Origin of the sequence: Pantoea sp. 22096, assembly GCF_052045955.1 — a bacterium.
Lineage (GTDB): Bacteria > Pseudomonadota > Gammaproteobacteria > Enterobacterales > Enterobacteriaceae > Pantoea > Pantoea alfalfae.
In genome coordinates, this window is sequence record NZ_JBQEPW010000001.1 from 1 (window position 1) to 17525 (window position 17525).

The following is a 17525-nucleotide window of genomic DNA, read 5'->3' on the forward strand; positions in this document are numbered from 1 at the left end:
GCCTGGCGGCTTTAGCGCGGTGGTCCCACCTGACCCCATGCCGAACTCAGAAGTGAAACGCCGTAGCGCCGATGGTAGTGTGGGGCCTCCCCATGCGAGAGTAGGGAACTGCCAGGCATTATATAAGTGAAGAAGCCCCGCACGCAGTGCGGGGCTTTTTTACGTCTGAATTTTGCTCTTTTGAGCAGAAACATTGACCACAAACCCACTTTCTGCAACCCTCATCACCTCATATGGTCTTACGGCATCGCCAGCAACCCGCTGATTTTTCGATAATTGGCGATATGGCTCACAATATTCATCTCAGATTACCCCGCCTTTACCTCTGGTAGACTTAAATGCTTTACTCAATCCTTTAAACGCTGTTGATCAGCAAGGAACAGAGGTAAGGCATGACAACAACAAATAATAAAATTCAGCCGGATGATACCAGGAAACGCATCTGGGCTATTGTTGGCGCGTCATCGGGCAACCTGGTCGAGTGGTTCGACTTCTATGTCTATTCATTCTTCTCGCTCTACTTTGCGCACATATTCTTCCCGCAGGGAGATACCACCACGCAGTTGTTGCAGACGGCGGGCGTTTTTGCGGCAGGATTTTTGATGCGTCCGATTGGTGGCTGGCTGTTCGGCTATATCGGTGACAAACATGGCCGAAAAAATTCGATGTTGGTTTCGGTCTGCATGATGTGTTTCGGGTCACTGGTCATCGCCTGCCTGCCGGGTTACGCAACGATCGGCGTGGCGGCTCCCGTCATTCTGCTGCTGGCGCGTATGTTTCAGGGATTATCGGTAGGTGGGGAATATGGGACCAGCGCAACCTACATGAGCGAAGTGGCTTTGGAAGGACGCAAAGGATTCTACGCCTCATTCCAGTATGTCACGCTGATTGGTGGTCAGTTAGCGGCGGTACTGACCGTAGTGGTGCTACAATTCCTGCTTACTGATGCAGAACTGCGCAGCTGGGGCTGGCGAATTCCGTTCTTCCTCGGCGCACTGCTCGCGGTTGTCGCATTGTGGCTACGGCGCTCTCTGGAAGAAACGTCAGACAAGACCAGCCGGGAACATCGCGATGCGGGAAGCGTAATCGGATTGCTGCGCAATCATACCCGTCCTTTCCTGATGGTGCTGGGTTTTACCGCGGGCGGTTCCCTGAGTTTTTACACCTTCACCACCTACATGCAGAAGTATCTGGTTAACACGTCGGGTATGGATCCTAAAACAGCCAGCGGGCTGATGACCGGTGCGCTGCTGGTCTTTATGCTGATTCAGCCAATTATCGGTGCGCTGTCAGATAAAATTGGTCGTCGCACTTCGATGATGATCTTTGGCGCAGCTGCGGCGATCTGTACGGTGCCAATTCTGACCCTGCTGCAAAACGTGCAAAGTCCCGGCGTGGCTTTCCTGTTGATTATGCTGGCCTTGCTGATCACCAGCTTCTACACGGCCATCAGCGGCATTCTTAAAGCCGAAATGTTCCCGCCACAGGTGCGTGCACTGGGTGTCGGGCTCTCCTACGCCGTCGCGAATGCGATCTTCGGGGGTTCGGCAGAGTATGTAGCGTTGCTGATGAAGAAGCAGGGGATCGAGACTACCTTCTTCTGGTATGTCTCTGCGATGGGCGCGGTGGCGTTTCTGGTGTCGCTGTTGCTGCACAAGCGTGGTAAGGGGATTAAGCTTTAAAATAGCTACTGGCTCAGATTCCAGAGAGCAATGCCGCTGGCTGCACCGGCGGCATCCCAGCGAAATCTTTCCAGCTCCAGCCGCTGCCATTCGGGCGGCTGTCATACAGCTCTTTTCCCGCCCCAGAACTTAACGAAACAACAGCACAGCAAGCAGCACACTTCGCATAATGGATGCCTTATTGACCGCAGTGATTAAAGAATCCGGCTGATCAGGCGATCGATACGTATCCGGCGCAGACGGCGAATGAGCTTGCGCACCTTGGCCGGGTAATCAGCAATACTCTCTAGCTCACGGAAATGCGTCACTACCGTCGTGTTCTGCCGGATTAACGTCAATTCCTTCTCACGCTGAGCCGCTAACTCCTGATGAGGATCGTGGATCAGCACGGCATTTTCCAGATCGAGCCGCCAGGCACGTGGATTGAGGTTATTACCGGTAATCAGCTGCCATTCGTCATCAACCCACATTCCTTTAAGGTGATAACTGTTCTCGCCATCCTTCCACAGTCTCACGACCAGCTGATCGGTCGTAACGTAGTAGTGCAAACGGCTCATAAAGCGACGCAGATTGATTTCATACAGGTAAGGCAGCGCGCCTATGATTTTGAACGGCTGATCAGGCGCAATATAGAAGTCATTGGCTGTTTTATCGCCGACGATGATCTCAACCTGCTTTCCCTGGCGCAGAAGATGAATGATATTACGTACCAGCAAGGCGGGCATGTTGAAGTAGGGGGTACAGATAATCAGCTTCTGTTCTGCACACGGCATCAGATGGAAAATGGTTTTATTGAGCAGGCTATGCTTACCCAGACCGACCAGCGGTGTAACTGCCAGTTCATCGTTGCCGGCATTCCCTTCAAACTGATAATTGAAGCCACGCAGATCCTGACGGAACTGGCGCGTCTCATTTTTAATTTCGGGGCTGGAAGGGCGCTCAGCGAAATCGAGCCGGTTAACCGCTTCTGCTGGCTTCAGATTGAGCGTGATCCAGTCATACATGGTATCGGTCAGCTGCGAATTGCGGATAACCTGGTAGCGATCATAACGATACTTGTCATGCTGATGCAGGTAAACATCATTGATGCTGGCGCCGCTGTAGAGCAGCGTATCATCTATGATGAAACCTTTAAGATGGAGTACACCCAGGGCTTCACGGGTATTGACCGGGATACCATAAACCGGGATGGCAATATCGGCATAACGCGTCGCCATTTCGCAATACCAGTCAGCATTGGTTACGCCTCGTGCTGCGCCAATTCGGCCACGCTGCGCACGATGCCAGTCTACCAGAATCGAGATATCCAGCTCCGGTCTCGCCTGCTTCGCATGATAAAGCGCATCCATAACGGCACGCCCGGCGTCATCGTTTTCCAGATAGAGCGCAACGATACAGATGCGGGTCTGCGCTGCCGCAATCTTCTCCAGCAACGTCTGACGAAATTCGGCAGGCGAGTAAAGTGTCGACATATCCGCAACGGATTGTGACAGTTTCGGCAGCTCTGCGAGGTGTTGTTGGTGTTTATTACGTTTAAATTTAGACAACATCACAGTGCACTTCTTCTCTGTTCATTGCATGGCCTTTTGCCATCAAATCAGGGTTATAACCATAAATAATAACATCAACTCCGTCGATTCGAACGTTTTTTACCTTTCTGTACAAGGTTAGTTGATCTCGTTCTGTAAAGACAATTTCAGGCTGACGATACCGTCATCCAGTTGAATATCAACATGAAAATTGAGTTTTCGGGCCAGGGTAATCATGCCGCGGTTATGGGGCATGGTGATACCGTTCAATTGTTGCAAGCCGTGATGTCGGGTGTAGCGGATCATCTTTTCCAGCAGACGACGGCCCATGCCTAACCCTTTCAGGTCAGAACGGACCAGCACTGAAAACTCCGCATCGATGTTATCGGCGTCAGAGATCGCGCGAGTGACACCAATGATCTCATGACGTTCCTGATCCTGACGGACCGCCACAATCGCCATCTCGCGGTCATAATCGATCTGAGTCATATTGGCGAGGTCATCATGCGTGAACTCATTGATCTCACTGAAGTAGCGGTAGTAAAGATCCTCTTTGGTCACCTGGCTGATAAAATCGCGCAATAATGGTTCATCCTCTGGCAGGATTGGACGGAACAGGCAGAATTGCCCATCTTTTAACTCTACCTGTTCTTCCAGATGCTGCGGATAAGGGCGAATGGCCAGCCTTGCTTCGTTATCGCCGTGGAACGGAGCCAGCGTCAGGGTGACATCCAGCAGGGTAAAATCATTGCCTGCCGCCAGCAGCGGATGAATATCCAGTCGCTGGATCTCCGGGCAATCCACTACCAGATCAGAGACCTGCACCAGCAGCTGGCTTAAACCAGAGATATCCAGCGGATTCAGGGCGCTGCGGCTGCGGATTTTTCCGCTCTTAATAGCCTGAATGACCAGATAGCGTGCCAGCGTCATATTCAGTGGGGGCAGGGCAACGGCAGCCTGTTTATCAGCCTGCCATTCCACCCCGCCTTCACCCAGCATAATGATTGGGCCAAACAGTGCATCCTGTTCGACCACGACCCGCAATTCCTGCGCGCCCGCCCGGCTGGCCATGCTCTGAACCAGCAGTCCCTCTATACGCGCCTGCGGCAGCGTCTGCTTTACCCGATCAAAAATGGCTTCGGCGGCATGCTCCACTTCACTGGCATTACGCAGGTAGAGCATCACACCCTGAACCTCTGATTTATGGGCGATATCGGGTGAACGCAGCTTTAGCGCCACCGGATAGCCAATCTGGCCGGCAATGGTTACCGCTGCCGCGCTGTCACTGGCGATCCAGGTTGGCAGCGTGGCCAGCCCATAAGCCTGCAGCACCGGCTGCACTTCGTGAGTATCCAGTGAGGTAATGCCACGCGCCAGCGCCTGTGACAGCAGCTGGTGAGCATGTGCACTATCCTGGTTCAGTGTAGCGGGCAGGGCAGGCGTCTCGCGCAGCTGCTTCTGATTACGTCGGTACTCAACCTGATGCATAAAGGCGGTTACGGTGCCTTCCGGCGTGCGCCAGGTGGGTATACCCGCCTGCGTAAAGGCACGACGTGCAGCCTGTGAAGAGAACTCGCCGCTCCAGTTGGTCAGCAGCGTCACCAGCTTACCGCGCGGGTGGCGGGCCACAGTATCGATCAGATGTGCGGCCGTTTCAGTCGCAGGCGCGACCGCGCTTGGCGCATGAATGATCATTAAGGCATCAAGTTCATGGCTGTCGAGCAGGATCTCTGTGCAGGCAGCGTAGCGCTCAGCGGTGGCGTCATCTTTTAAATCCAGCGGATTACCGCGACCCGCACCGGCAGGCAAAATAGCCTCAAGCTGCTGACGCGTTTCATCGCTGAGCTGCGCCAGTTTCCCATTGCGGGCGTAAAGCTCATCCAGCGCCAGCGCGGCGGGCGCCGCACCATTACTGATGATCATCAGCCTGTCGCCGCGCAGTGGCCGCATATGGCTTAGCGATTCAACAGCGGAGAACAGCTCATGGGTATCCTGTACCCGCAGCAATCCGGCACGCTGAATGGCCGCATCCCATGCAGCATCCAGACCACTGTGGGTGCCCAGCAGCGCCTGCGCTTCACGGCTGCGACCACTCTTGATCACCAGAATCGGTTTATTACGGGAAGCGCTGCGTGAGGCAGAAACAAAGCGACGTGCGTCACTGAGGTGCTCCAGATAAAGGAGGATGGCACTTGTTTTACCGTCGCGGGCCAGGAAGTCGAGCAGGTCATCAACATCGGTATCCAGGCTGTCACCCAGCGCGATAAACCACGAAAAACCGAGGTTACGCTGCTGCGCCCAGTCGAGAATGGTATTCGATACGGCGGCAGACTGGGAGATAAATGCGATACGGCCTTTCTCTATCGGCACCGGCGAGAAGCTGGCATTGAGACCCTGCCAGGGCGCCAGCAGGCCAAGACTGTTCGGCCCCAGCAGACGTATCTGCCACTGGCTGGCGCAGGCTTTGAGTTCAGCCGACTGGCTGGCAGGTGCAGAGAGAATAATACAGGCCTTGCAACCTTTCTCGCCGAGCTGTTGCAGCAATTCGAGGTTACGTTTTGAGTGGGTGCAGATCACCGCCAGGTCAGGCGCGAAAGGTAAGCTGTCGATGGTGGGCCAGGCGAGTACGCCGCTGACCGCTTTATATTTTGGCGTGACCGGCAGTACAGGCCCGCTAAAACCGCCTGCCAGCAGGTTACGCATCATAAAGTAGCCGGCACGCCCGGGCGTGACCGAGGCACCTATCACCGCAATTGACTTAGGTCGTAACAGCGCTTCCAGTCCGCGTTGGCTCATCTCGCCCTCCAGAGATCGGGATTTGCGTGATTGTAAACGCTTTTTGCTGGCCGCGCTTCCGGGCAGATCGCAGGCTGAACATCCGGATCCTGAAAACTGTCAGAGCAGGCTCACGCCTGCCAGCCGGAGAGGGACACGGTTAAGCCTGTCCGGGGTGATGCGGTTTTCCTGCCAGATAGGCCGCGCGGAACTGATCGAAATGGTGAGATAACGCCTCTGCCGCCTGCCGATCGCCCGCCTGTGCCAGTAGCGCCGCCGCCACTTCAGCGGTGCAATGCTGACCTTCGCCGTGCGCCTCACGTAGCGTATAACGCGAAGGCGTGCTGACATCCAGCGACATTACCGGCAGGGCGTCGAGCCAGGGACTTTTGCGAAACATCTTGCGCGCTTCGGTCCAGGTGCCATCCAGCATAATAAACAGCGGCGGCTTGCCGCTGGCGGGCGGCGTTGTCAGCACTTCGCGACCGGGATCGGCATAGGCGGCCGGGAAGACCACCAGCGGCTGATATTCAGGGTTGCGCACAGCCGCAAGCAGCAGCGGATCCGGCTCGGTGCGTGACCAGCCAAATGCCTGGGTATGCGGCAGAATATCGGCAATCAGACGGCCAGTGTTACTCGGCTTCATTGGCTCGGTATCAAACATCACCAGGCAGAAGCGACTACGGGCAGACTGCGGCACAATCTGATTGCAGAGACAGTTGGCCTCTGGCAGCAGGCAGCCCTGGCAGCGAATGACCCGATTTCCGCGCGCCAGGAAAGGACGGGTGGCGCGGGCCAGGCGTTGGGTGCGCAAGCGCAAAACAGCATTATCAGACATGAGTATTCAGGGCAGGAAAAACGTCAGTGTAATCGAAGCGCAGATGAAAAGGAAAAGGCCAGACTGGCTGGCCGTTGAAGTTTAAAGTGATTCGTCGAGCCATTCGTTAAATGGCGCTTTGGGCATAGCGCCGTTCAGCATGTCGACCCGCTCGCCATTTTTAAACAGCATGATGGTCGGGATACTGCGAATATTGAAACGGGCGCTCAGGGCTGGTTCCGCTTCGGTGTTCACTTTAATAAAGCGGACCTTGCCGCTGCGTTCACTGGCGACATCTTTAAACACTGGCGCAAAATTGACGCAGGGGCTGCACCAGGGCGCCCAGAAATCGATCACCACCGGCAAATCATCCTGCAGATATTTGTCAAAGTTGGCGCTGGTGGCATTCACTACTTCGCCATCGAACAGCTCATTTCCACAGCGACCACATTTCGCCACGTCGGCAAGGCGTTCGTCAGGAACGCGATTGGTTGCCTGACAGGAAGCGCATACCGTATTCATAGGAACCTCTGATGTTGAAAAGTGTCAGTCTGGTAATCGTTGTCCATTATGAAAGGGGGCGGATTTTCGCTCAATCTGGATTGCTCTATAGGTTCAATAGTTGATAGCTAAGCGCCAGCACATCAGGTAATCTGCGCGCTCTAAATGCGGGAGGAAGAGATGAACGACGAATATAAAGGCAAGAGCGGCAAAGTTAAGGTGATGTACGTGCGTGGCGAGGACGATAAAAGCGCACGCGCGCCGAATCCTCGCACAGGCAAAGGTGGTCACGCTGCTGCCCGCCAGGATGATAATCGTCGTTCATCTGGCCCGCGCACTGAACGCACTCAGGAAGGCGGTCGCTCCGCTGGTCGTCGTAGTGACGACACCGGTCGCAGCAGTTCACCGCGTCGTGATGAAGGCGGACGTGGCGCACCACGCCGTTCAGACGATGGCGCAGGTCGCCGCAACGATCGTGGTGATGACAGCCGTGGCGCTTATGGCAGCAGCGACTCCCCGTGGCGCACCGTGTCACGCGCGCCTTCTGCCGATCGTGCGTCATCGCCTGAGAACGATAAGCCGGATCACGGCGGTATCAGCGGCAAGAGCTTCGTCGATCCTGAGCAGATCCGTCGTCAGCGTAATGAAGAGACCCGCGTCTATGGCGAGAACGCCTGTCAGGCGCTGTTCCAGAGCCGTCCGGAAGCGATTGTTCGCGCCTGGTTCGTGCAGGAAGTCACACCGCGTTTTCGCGAAGCGCTGCGCTGGCTGGCGGCTAACCGCAAAGCCTATCACGTGGTAGAAGATGCTGAGATCACCAAAGCGTCAGGTACTGAGCATCATGGCGGCGTCTGCTTCCTGATCAAAAAGCGTATGGGCATGGCGGTGTCTGAATGGCTGAGCCAGGCGAATACGAAAGATTGCGTACTGGCACTGGAAGATGTCAGCAACCCGCATAACCTCGGCGCGATTATGCGCAGCTGCGCGCACTTTGGCGTAAAAGGTTTGCTGGTCAATGATGCTTCTCTGCTGGAGTCAGGTGCAGCGGTACGTACTGCAGAAGGCGGCGCTGAGCATGTGCAGGCCATCAGCGGTGCAACCTTCAGCGAAGGTCTGGAAGCGTTTCGTAAAGCGGGTTACACCATCGTGACCACCTCCAGCCATCAGGGCACGCCGCTGGCGCAGGCTCAGCTGCCGGAGAAAATGGTGCTGGTGTTAGGTCAGGAGCGTGAAGGTCTTTCTGACACCGCGTTCAGGCAGGGCGACATGAGCCTGTCAATTGGCGGCACCGGCAACGTGGAAAGCCTCAATGTCTCGGTCGCAACCGGCGTACTGCTCGCCGAATGGTGGCGTCAGAACGCATAAAAAAACGGGCCGAAAGGCCCGTTTTGCTGTGTGACATCAGTGCGCGCCACCGCCACCACCACCACCGCCTGCGCCAAACGGCGGGCGGGCAAACCAGATCAGCACCAGCAGAATCAAAAAGACCCCCGCCGACGCCCAGAAGATTTCATTCGCTGAAATAATCAGTCCCTGATTGGTAATCTGCTGCGCGATATAAGCTGACGCCTGCTGCTGTGTCATCCCCAGGCTCTCCAGCTGGCTATACATCTGTTGCGAATTGGTGTTGTAAGGGGTAATCGACTCCGTCAGGTAGCTATGATGCATCGACTCGCGATTCGTCCACATGGTGGTGGTAATCGACGTTCCCACTGAGCCGGCAAAGGTACGCATAAAGTTCGACAGGCTGGAGGCAGCCGCCATGCGCTCCGGCGGCAGTCCCGATAGCGTAATGGTGGTCAGCGGCATAAAGAAGCAGGCCACGGCAAAGCCCTGAATAAACTGTGGCCAGGCTGAGGCACCAAAGTCCATCCCCGGTTCAAACGTATAAGCACGCCAGTAAAAGCAGACGGCATACATAATGAAGCTGAACGTAACCAGTCGCCGCATGTCGAGCTTATGGGCGAAGCGACCAATGATCGGCGACAGGATCACCGGCAAAATCCCTACCGGCGCAGACGCCAGCCCTGCCCAGGTTGCGGTATACCCGTAAACCTCCTGCAGCAGCTGCGGCAACAGAACTATTGAGCCGAAGTAGAGCATATAAGCCAGGCTGATCGACAGGCAGCCGATGGTGAAGTTGCGCGACTTAAACAGCGACAGGTCAATGATCGGGTGATCGTCCGTCAGCTCCCACACCAGCAGGACGGACAGCGCAATTACAGCCACGACCCCCAACACGATAATTTCGGACGAGTTAAACCAGTCGAGCTCCTTCCCGCGGTCCAGCATCACCTGCAGACAGCCGATCCCCACGACCAGCAGCACCAGCCCGACCATATCGATCCGCCGGATTTCGGTTTTGGTTTCCCGACCACGCAGGGTTTGCAGCGTCAGTATCACCACTGCCACACCAATCGGCACGTTGATAAAGAAGATCCAGCCCCAGTGATAGTTATCGCTGATCCAGCCGCCCAATATCGGGCCGCAGATCGGTGCCACGATCACCGTCATCGCCCATAGCGACAGTGCAACACTGCGCTTAGCGGGCGGATAGTTGTTGAGCAGCAGGCTTTGCGACAGCGGGATCAATGGACCTGCGACTATCCCCTGAATGACGCGGAAGAAAATCAGCATCTCCAGGCTGTCTGACATGCCACACGCCCAGGAGGCGATAGCAAACAGAATGGTCGACCAGGTAAACAGCTTCACTTCACCGATGCGTTTTGCCAGCCAGCCGGTCAGGGGGATCGAAATCGCATTGGCGACGCCAAACGAGGTGATCACCCAGGTGCCCTGCGAGTTCGACGCTCCCAGGTTACCGGCAATGGTGGGGATAGCCACGTTGGCGATGGTCGAATCCAGCACCTGCATGAACGTCGCCAGCGACAGCGCAATGGTCATCAGGACCAGCGGCATCCCTTCAAGCGGTTTTTGTGCCATTACAGCCTCCGCGTCATCATCCGGCGTTGGCGCGGACGATATCGGTGATCAGCTGATTGACCGGCGTAAGGTCAATCGCCAGAGCATTACTACTGTAAGCGGCCTGCTGACGGGCGCTGGTGGCAAGCGCGCTACCCTCTTTGCTGGTGGTATCGATTTTGACCAGCGTGGAGAGGCCGATGCGCAGTGGATGTCTGGCGATATCGTCCTGATTCAGTTCGATACGGACCGGCAGACGCTGAACCACTTTAATCCAGTTACCAGTGGCGTTCTGTGCTGGCAGCAAAGAGAAGGCGCTGCCGGTGCCCATATCCAGACCCACCACTTTACCCTGATAAACCACTTCGTCACCGTAGATATCGGCGACCACGGTGGCAGGCTGACCAATACGGACACCAGCCAGCTGCGTCTCTTTGAAGTTCGCATCGACCCACAGATTGGTGGCAGGTACGACAGCGAGCAGCGGGGTGCTGGTAGAAATTTGCGAACCGACCTGTACGCTGCGACGGGAGACAAAGCCATCCATCGGGCTACGGATTTCGGTGCGCTGCAGCGCCAGCCAGGCGTCACGCAGTTCAGCCGCGCTCTGTTGCACGGCAGGCTGATTTTCCAGCGAGGTGTTGAGGATCATCGCCTGATTGGCATTGTATTGCTGAATGGCCACGTCCAGCTGCGCTTTAGCCGTTGCAACGGCGTCACGGGCGTGCTGCAACTCTTCACGGCCAATCAGGTTGGCTGCGCCTAACGGTTCACGGCGTTTCAGGTCCGCCTCTGCCTGTGCCAGTGCGGTCTGCTGCAGCGTGATGCTGGCCTGATACTGTTTGCCATTGATCATCAGCTGATGCGTCTGACGCACGCTGGTAGCCAGAGCCGTCTGGGCTTTTTCAAACGCCTGCTCGGCATCGGTCTTATCAAGTGAAACCAGTACATCGCCTTTTTTGACAAAATCGGTATCTTCAAACCAGACCTTATTCACGCTACCGGAGACCTGTGCCATCACCTGCACCTGATTGCCCGCAACGTAGGCGTCATCAGTCTCCTGAAAATGGCGCAGGACCAGGAACCAGTAGGCGCCCCAGGCAATACCAATCAGCACAAAGATAAGCGCCAGCACAATGAGCACACTTTTGCGCTTTCTTTTCTTACTGGCTGACGGTTGCGGGCTTTGTGCTTCTGCCGTTGCACTCATGACTTTCTCCACGTTTTCCATTTAGTCGGGCAGCAGTAATCCTTTTCTGCCAGCGCCCGAGTCGAAAAAGCCAGCGACTGAGCGCTGGCCAGATTAAAAAGGAAATTAAGATAACGATTTCAACAGGTGATTGTGTCGCACTTGTTGCTATTAGCGGGACAGCGAGGCGATCAGCTGATCTTCATCCATTTTATCAAGACGATTAAGCAACTTACGGGTAATGCCTTCCAGCTGAGACTTCTCATCGACGGAGAGCGACGACCAGAGATACTGCAGGCTCTGATGCTGAGGTGGCAGCAGCTGACGCAGGAATTCCATGCCTTTATCGGTCAGATGCAGGTGCAGGCAGCGACGGTCGTGATCGCTTTCGCGACGCTCAATCCAGCCGCGCTTCTCCAGCTCATCAGCAATGCGCGTAGCATTGGTGCGTGAAGAGCCAAGGGCAGAACTGAGCTCAGAGGGCTGAATGCTGTGATTTTCCTGTGCATCCAGCGTAATCAACGCCATAAACAGGGTCTCATTAATACCCTGTGCTTTCAGCATCTTATTGCGGTTGTCCAGCAGTTTACCCTGCATATGCATACAGAGACGCGTCAGAATAATTTCCTGTAACGGAAAATCCTTATGGCGATTGGCACGGATGTTTAGCATCTGCTCAATGGGAGTAAACGAACTTTCCATTAAAAAAAACCTCACTAATTGCAACTTGTATAATAACTATGGTGACAGGCTAAGCGTAGTCACTTTTCAGCAAGTGATCGCTGACAGACTCGCACGCTGCACCATCAAAGGTATTCCAGGCCAGTCCCTGGCCCTGGGTCAAAAACCCGTACGCCCGGCGGCAGCCGCAGTGCCAGGACGTTATCAAAAAGGGGGCAAATTTATTAATATCGCGAGGAAAAATAACTGAAGTGAATAGGTTTGTTACTAACCATAACAAACCTAACCATTTGTGACCAGACCAATGCGTTGTCCGGACAGCCTTCAGTTGATTTTTTCCGGCTCAAAGCGCGATCCCCCTGCCCAAATCAGCAGATTAATCAGCGTCAGTAGCGCGCCAGCTCCACAGACGCCATACCAGCCCCAAAGATGGTAAGCGGTAGCGGAGAGCAGCGAGCCCGCCGCGCCGCCGATAAAGTAGCTGGTCATGTAACCGGCATTCAGACGGTTTCGCGCCTCCGGCATCTGCGCATAAATCACGCTCTGGTTGGTGATATGCACGGCCTGCACCGCCAGATCCAGTAGCAGGATACCGACGATCAGCGGCACAAGCTGCTCCGCACCCCACGCAATGGCGGCCCAGGAGAGCAGCATAAGCAGCAGGCCCAGTCGGGTGGTCAGCTTCGCTTTACCTTTGTCGGCCAGTGAACCCGCCTGACGTGCGGCCAGCGCACCCGCAGCACCCACTAATCCCAGCAAACCAATCCTGCCCTCAGAAAAATGATAAGGCGCACCGGAGAGCAGAAATGCCATTGAGGTCCAGAGCAGGCTGAAATTGGCAAAGGAGAGACAGCCGGTCCAGGCGCGTGTGCGGATCACCCGATTGCCTGCATACAGACGAAAGATGGAAGCCAGCAGTTGCGGATAGCTCATGACCATTGACTGCTTTACGCGTGGCAACGATCGCCAAAGCGCCAGCGCCATAACCACCATCAGCAGACTGGCGGTCCAGTAAACCGTGCGCCAGCCGCCGAGCTGCGCCAGGCCACCTGCCACGGTGCGTGCCAGCAGAATCCCCAGCAGCAGACCGCTCATGACCGTCCCAACGATTTTGCCGCGCCGCTCTGGCTCGGCCAGCGTGGCGGCCAGCGGCACCAGAATTTGTGCGGCGACCGAAAACAGGCCGGTCATGATCGTGCCCAGCAGTAAAAAGAGGAACGTGTGCGACAGGGCGATAATTAGCATGCCCGCCGCAGCCAGCAGGATCATCGTCACAATCAGGCTGCGTCGTTCAAAGCGATCGCCCAGCGGCACCAGCAACAGAAGACCGCAGGCGTAGCCGAGTTGCGCCGTGGTGACAATAAACCCGGCGAGGCTAACAGAGAGATCAAACTGTTGGGCGATAGTATTAAGCAGTGGCTGAACGTAATAGTTACTGGCTACGCAGAGGCCGGTTGCTACCGACATCAGGACCACTAAAGCAGGCGTCAGACCCTGGCGAGTCGCATTCATAAACAGCATCGGTCGCTAATAATCATTTGAGGTTAATAATAACTCAAAAAACTATTTCACACGCATGTTTATTAACAGGCCATACCAGTCATAACGAGAGGTTTAAACAACGGTAGAGGAGGTGCGCCCTAAGAAGGGGGCAACTTACGGCTCAGGGCTTAACGTCTTCAGAAGTTTAAAGGGATGGGAGCATACGCCTGTAGCAAAGCATAGCGGGCCATGGACAAAAACGCCGGGAGCGTTTTGAACAACGCAACGCGTTGGCCCGGTACGGGCGCACTTCAGGCATGTGGTGCGTAATCGCCCGCGCTGAGCCACGCCTTAGAGGGCATGTTTTGCGCCTTTGCGGAAGGCGTATGCTCCCTGAGCCGGCCTCTTTATCCTCTGTCGCAGGCCATCCTGACAATCAGAATGACCTACCCGACCATCAGAAATTCCAGTCTTCGTCTTCAGTTTCGACCGCTTTACCCATCACATAGGAGGAGCCTGAGCCGGAGAAGAAGTCGTGGTTCTCGTCAGCGTTGGGTGACAGTGCCGACAGAATGGCCGGATTGACGGCCGTCAGCTCTGCCGGGAAGAGCGCCTCGTAGCCCAGATTCATCAGTGCTTTATTGGCGTTGTAGTGCAGGAAGGTTTTCACTTCGTCCACCCAGCCGACATCGGCGTAGAGCGCCTCGGTGTAAGCCACTTCATTTTCATACAGCGCCAGCAGCAGATCATAGGCGAACTGCTGCAGTTCTTCACGACGCAGATCGTCAGCGCTGGCCAGCGCCTGCTGATATTTATAGCCGATGTAGTAACCGTGCACTGCTTCATCGCGGATAATCAGGCGAATCAGGTCTGCGGTATTGGTCAGCTTACCCCGGCTTGACCAGTACATCGGCAGCCAGAAGCCGGAATAGAACAGGAACGACTCCAGGAAGACGCTGGCGATCTTCTTCTTCAGCGGATCATCGGCCCGGTAGTGCTCCAGGATAATGCGCGCCTTGTTCTGCAGCGGCGCATTCTCTTCGCTCCACTGGTAGGCGGCATCCACATCCTGCGTGTTGCACAGGGTTGAGAAGATCGAACTGTAGGAGCGGGCATGTACCGCTTCCATAAAGCTGATATTCGACAGCACAGCTTCTTCGTGTGGGGTAATCGCATCCTCCATTAGTCCCGGCGCGCCGATCACATTCTGGATGGTGTCGAGCAGCGTCAGGCCGGTAAAGACCCGGATGGTCAGTTGCTGCTGCTGTTTATCCAGCGTCTGCCAGCCGGGCAGATCGTTGGAGAGTGGCACCTTTTCCGGCAGCCAGAAGTTGCTGGTGAGACGATTCCACACCTCAAGATCTTTATCATCCTGAATGCGGTTCCAGTTAATGGCCTGAATCTGTCTAAGTTTCATCGTTTTCATTACAGGGAGCAGGAAACGCAGCCCTGAACCTCCGTGCCCTGAAGCGCCATCTGACGCAGTCGAATGTAATAGAGCGTTTTGATGCCTTTTTTCCACGCGTAAATCTGCGCTTTGTTGATGTCACGGGTGGTGACGTCATCGCGGAAGAACAGCGTCAGCGACAGTCCCTGATCGACGTGCTGCGTTGCTTCTGCGTAGGTATCAATAATCGCTTCCGGCCCAATCTGATACGCATCCTGATAGAGGTGCAGATTCTCATTGGTCATAAATGGCGCGGGATAGTAGACGCGGCCGGTTTTGCCCTCTTTGCGGATCTCGATAGGGGAGACAATCGGATGGATGCTGGAGGTAGCGTGATTGATGTAAGAGATCGAACCCGTCGGCGGGATCGCCTGCAGGTTCTGATTAAACAGCCCGTGCTGCATCACCGCATCACGCAGTACCTGCCAGTCCGCCTGAGTTGGCAGCGTCAGTCCGGTGTCGGCAAATAGTTGAGCTACCCGTTCAGTACGCGGCAGCCATTCCTGCTGCAGATACTTATCGAAGTAGACGCCGCTGGCGTAGTCCGAATCCGCAAAGCCGTCGAAGGTCTGCTGATGCTCCTGCGCCAGCTGATTAGAGGTGCGCAGCGCATAGTAGGTGATGCAATAGAAGTAGAGATTGGTGAAATCCAGCGCTTCCGGCGAACCGTAGGCGATGCCTTCCCGCGCCAGATAGCCGTGCAGGTTCATCTGACCCAGGCCAATGGCGTGTGAGCGGCGATTGCCTTCGGCGATGGAAGGCACCGAGCCGATCTCGCTCATCATCGATACCGACGTCAGGGCGCGAACGGCCACATCCACGGTGCGCGCCAGATCGCGCGAATCCATGGCGTGTGCAATGTTCAGTGAGCCGAGATTACAGGAGATATCTTTGCCGACACGGCGATAGCTGAGATCGTCGTTGTACTCGCTGGCGCTGTTGACCTGCAGGATCTCCGAGCAGAGGTTGCTCATGTTGATGCGACCGGCAATCGGGTTGCTACGGTTCACGCTGTCCTCATACATGATGTAGGGATAGCCCGACTCAAACTGAATCTCAGCCAGCGTCTGGAAAAAATCACGCGGCTGAATATAGGTTTTCCGGATGCGATCGTCAGCCAGCATCTCGTCATACTTCTCGCTGATGCTGATATCACCAAAGGCCTGGCCGTAGATCCGCTCCACGTCGTAGGGCGAGAACAGCGCCATCGGTTTATTCTCTTTCGCCAGCTGGAAGGTGATATCGGGGATCACCACGCCCAGCGACAGGGTTTTGATGCGGATCTTCTCGTCGGCATTTTCGCGTTTGGTATCCAGAAAGCGGAAGATATCGGGATGGTGCGCATTGAGCCACACCGCGCCAGCGCCCTGACGTGCGCCAAGCTGATTCGCATAGGAGAAGGCATCTTCCAGCATTTTCATCACCGGAATGATGCCCGACGACTGATTTTCGATGCGTTTGATCGGCGCACCGGATTCTCGCAGGTTCGACAACAAAAAGGCGACGCCGCCGCCCCGTTTCGACAGCTGCAGTGCTGAGTTTACGGCACGACCAATCGACTCCATATTGTCTTCGATTCGCAGCAGGAAACAGGAGACCAGCTCACCGCGCTGCTGTTTGCCGCAGTTCAGAAAGGTGGGTGTGGCAGGCTGGAAACGGCCGCTGAGAATCTCTTCCAGTAGCGCCCGCGCCAGCGTTTCATCGCCCTGAGCCAGCGTCAGCGCAACCATGCAGGCACGCTGCTCGAAGGTTTCCAGATAGCGTTTGCCGTCAAAGGTCTTCAGCGTATAGCTGGTGTAGTACTTCCAGGCACCAAGAAAGGTTTTGAACTCAAATCCCCAGTTTTCGGCCACCTCATGCAGCGCAAGCAGGAAATCAAAATCGTACTGGTTCAGCATGTCCGCTTCGTAATAGCTCTCTGCCACCAGATAGCGTAAACGCTCAGCGTTGCTGGCGAAGGAAACCGTATTGGGCTGCACATGCTGCAGATAGAACTGCCGTGTCGCTTCGCGATCCTTATCGAACTGGATGCGGCCCTCTGCGTCATAGAGGTTCAGCATGGCATTGAGGGCGTGATAATCGAGCGTCACGCCGTTGAGGGTATCTGTTGTTGCCAAAATTGGGTTACTCCCGCTTTAACTTTCGCAATATCGTCAGGCGTTCCCATCAGCTCGAAGCGGTAGAGGCAGGGCACCTGACATTTTTTTGCAATGATGCTGCCCGCCAGGCAGTAACCGGCACCGAAGTTACGGTTGCCTGCCGCGATCACGCCCCGAATACCGCGTCGGTTCGCCTCATCATTAAGAAACTGAATCACCTGACCGGGTACCGCACCACGACTGCTGCCACCGCCATAGCTGGGCACCACCAGAATATAGGGCTGGTCGATATGCACGTGCTCGCGGGCATCAAGCGGGATGCGCCGGGCGGGCAGGCCGAGGCGCGTCACAAACCGGTGGGTGTTTTCCGACTGGCTGGAAAAATAGACCAGCGGGAACAT

Annotated in this window: 13 protein-coding genes and 1 rRNA gene; 3 read left to right on the top strand and 11 right to left on the bottom strand. The window is 55.6% G+C overall.

Translation table 11 applies throughout. The features are described 5' to 3' along the window. Position 1 precedes the first annotated feature (1 nt). Both rrf and ACTJKZ_RS00010 read left to right on the top strand, forming a co-directional pair. A 5S ribosomal RNA gene (gene rrf, locus ACTJKZ_RS00005) occupies positions 2-117 on the top strand. Positions 118-392: 275 nt separating this feature from the next. Continuing rightward, positions 393-1682, top strand: coding sequence for an MFS family transporter (locus ACTJKZ_RS00010; protein ID WP_161735812.1), 1290 nt, complete (start codon positions 393-395; stop codon positions 1680-1682). 194 nt (positions 1683-1876) lie between these two features. Here ACTJKZ_RS00010 and pssA read toward each other — a convergent pair whose 3' ends face one another. The 4 genes from pssA to trxC all read right to left on the bottom strand — a co-directional run bounded on the left by pssA (position 1877) and on the right by trxC (position 7325). Further along, positions 1877-3232, bottom strand: a complete 1356-nt coding sequence (gene pssA, locus ACTJKZ_RS00015; protein ID WP_161735810.1) for a CDP-diacylglycerol--serine O-phosphatidyltransferase — start codon at positions 3230-3232, stop codon at positions 1877-1879. A gap of 117 nt (positions 3233-3349) precedes the next feature. Continuing rightward, on the bottom strand, positions 3350-6007 hold the full coding sequence (locus tag ACTJKZ_RS00020) for a bifunctional acetate--CoA ligase family protein/GNAT family N-acetyltransferase (RefSeq protein WP_260059458.1): 2658 nt from the start codon (positions 6005-6007) through the stop codon (positions 3350-3352). Between the two features lie 139 nt (positions 6008-6146). Continuing rightward, complete coding sequence (locus ACTJKZ_RS00025) at positions 6147-6824, bottom strand: tRNA-uridine aminocarboxypropyltransferase (RefSeq protein WP_222925100.1); 678 nt, start codon at positions 6822-6824, stop codon at positions 6147-6149. An 81-nt stretch (positions 6825-6905) separates the two neighbouring features. Further along, on the bottom strand, positions 6906-7325 hold the full coding sequence (gene trxC, locus ACTJKZ_RS00030) for a thioredoxin TrxC (protein WP_161735804.1): 420 nt from the start codon (positions 7323-7325) through the stop codon (positions 6906-6908). 159 nt (positions 7326-7484) lie between these two features. Between trxC and ACTJKZ_RS00035 the strand changes: the two genes are divergently transcribed. Beyond that, positions 7485-8669 carry a tRNA/rRNA methyltransferase gene (locus ACTJKZ_RS00035; protein ID WP_440829062.1) on the top strand — a complete coding sequence of 395 codons (1185 nt, stop codon included), beginning with the start codon at positions 7485-7487 and terminating at the stop codon, positions 8667-8669. 36 nt (positions 8670-8705) lie between these two features. On the opposite strand, the gene emrB is transcribed toward ACTJKZ_RS00035, so the two are convergent. From emrB to nrdI, 7 genes are all read right to left on the bottom strand, one after another. Beyond that, positions 8706-10247 (bottom strand): multidrug efflux MFS transporter permease subunit EmrB, encoded by a 1542-nt coding sequence (gene emrB, locus ACTJKZ_RS00040; protein ID WP_161735801.1) that lies wholly within the window; start codon positions 10245-10247, stop codon positions 8706-8708. Positions 10248-10263: 16 nt separating this feature from the next. Then, complete coding sequence (gene emrA / locus ACTJKZ_RS00045; protein WP_161735799.1) at positions 10264-11436, bottom strand: multidrug efflux MFS transporter periplasmic adaptor subunit EmrA; 1173 nt, start codon at positions 11434-11436, stop codon at positions 10264-10266. A gap of 150 nt (positions 11437-11586) precedes the next feature. Next, positions 11587-12117, bottom strand: a complete 531-nt coding sequence (gene mprA / locus ACTJKZ_RS00050) for a transcriptional repressor MprA (protein WP_003850381.1) — start codon at positions 12115-12117, stop codon at positions 11587-11589. Between the two features lie 303 nt (positions 12118-12420). Beyond that, on the bottom strand, positions 12421-13608 hold the full coding sequence (locus ACTJKZ_RS00055) for an MFS transporter (RefSeq protein ID WP_440829063.1): 1188 nt from the start codon (positions 13606-13608) through the stop codon (positions 12421-12423). A gap of 427 nt (positions 13609-14035) precedes the next feature. Beyond that, on the bottom strand, positions 14036-14995 hold the full coding sequence (gene nrdF / locus ACTJKZ_RS00060; RefSeq protein ID WP_440829064.1) for a class 1b ribonucleoside-diphosphate reductase subunit beta: 960 nt from the start codon (positions 14993-14995) through the stop codon (positions 14036-14038). An 8-nt stretch (positions 14996-15003) separates the two neighbouring features. After that, positions 15004-17142: a class 1b ribonucleoside-diphosphate reductase subunit alpha gene (gene nrdE / locus ACTJKZ_RS00065; protein ID WP_440829065.1), complete on the bottom strand. Its 2139-nt coding sequence runs from the start codon at positions 17140-17142 to the stop codon at positions 15004-15006. Then, positions 17112-17525 carry a class Ib ribonucleoside-diphosphate reductase assembly flavoprotein NrdI gene (gene nrdI / locus ACTJKZ_RS00070; RefSeq protein ID WP_440829066.1) on the bottom strand — a complete coding sequence of 138 codons (414 nt, stop codon included), beginning with the start codon at positions 17523-17525 and terminating at the stop codon, positions 17112-17114. Before nrdI ends, nrdE begins: the two co-directional genes overlap by 31 nt.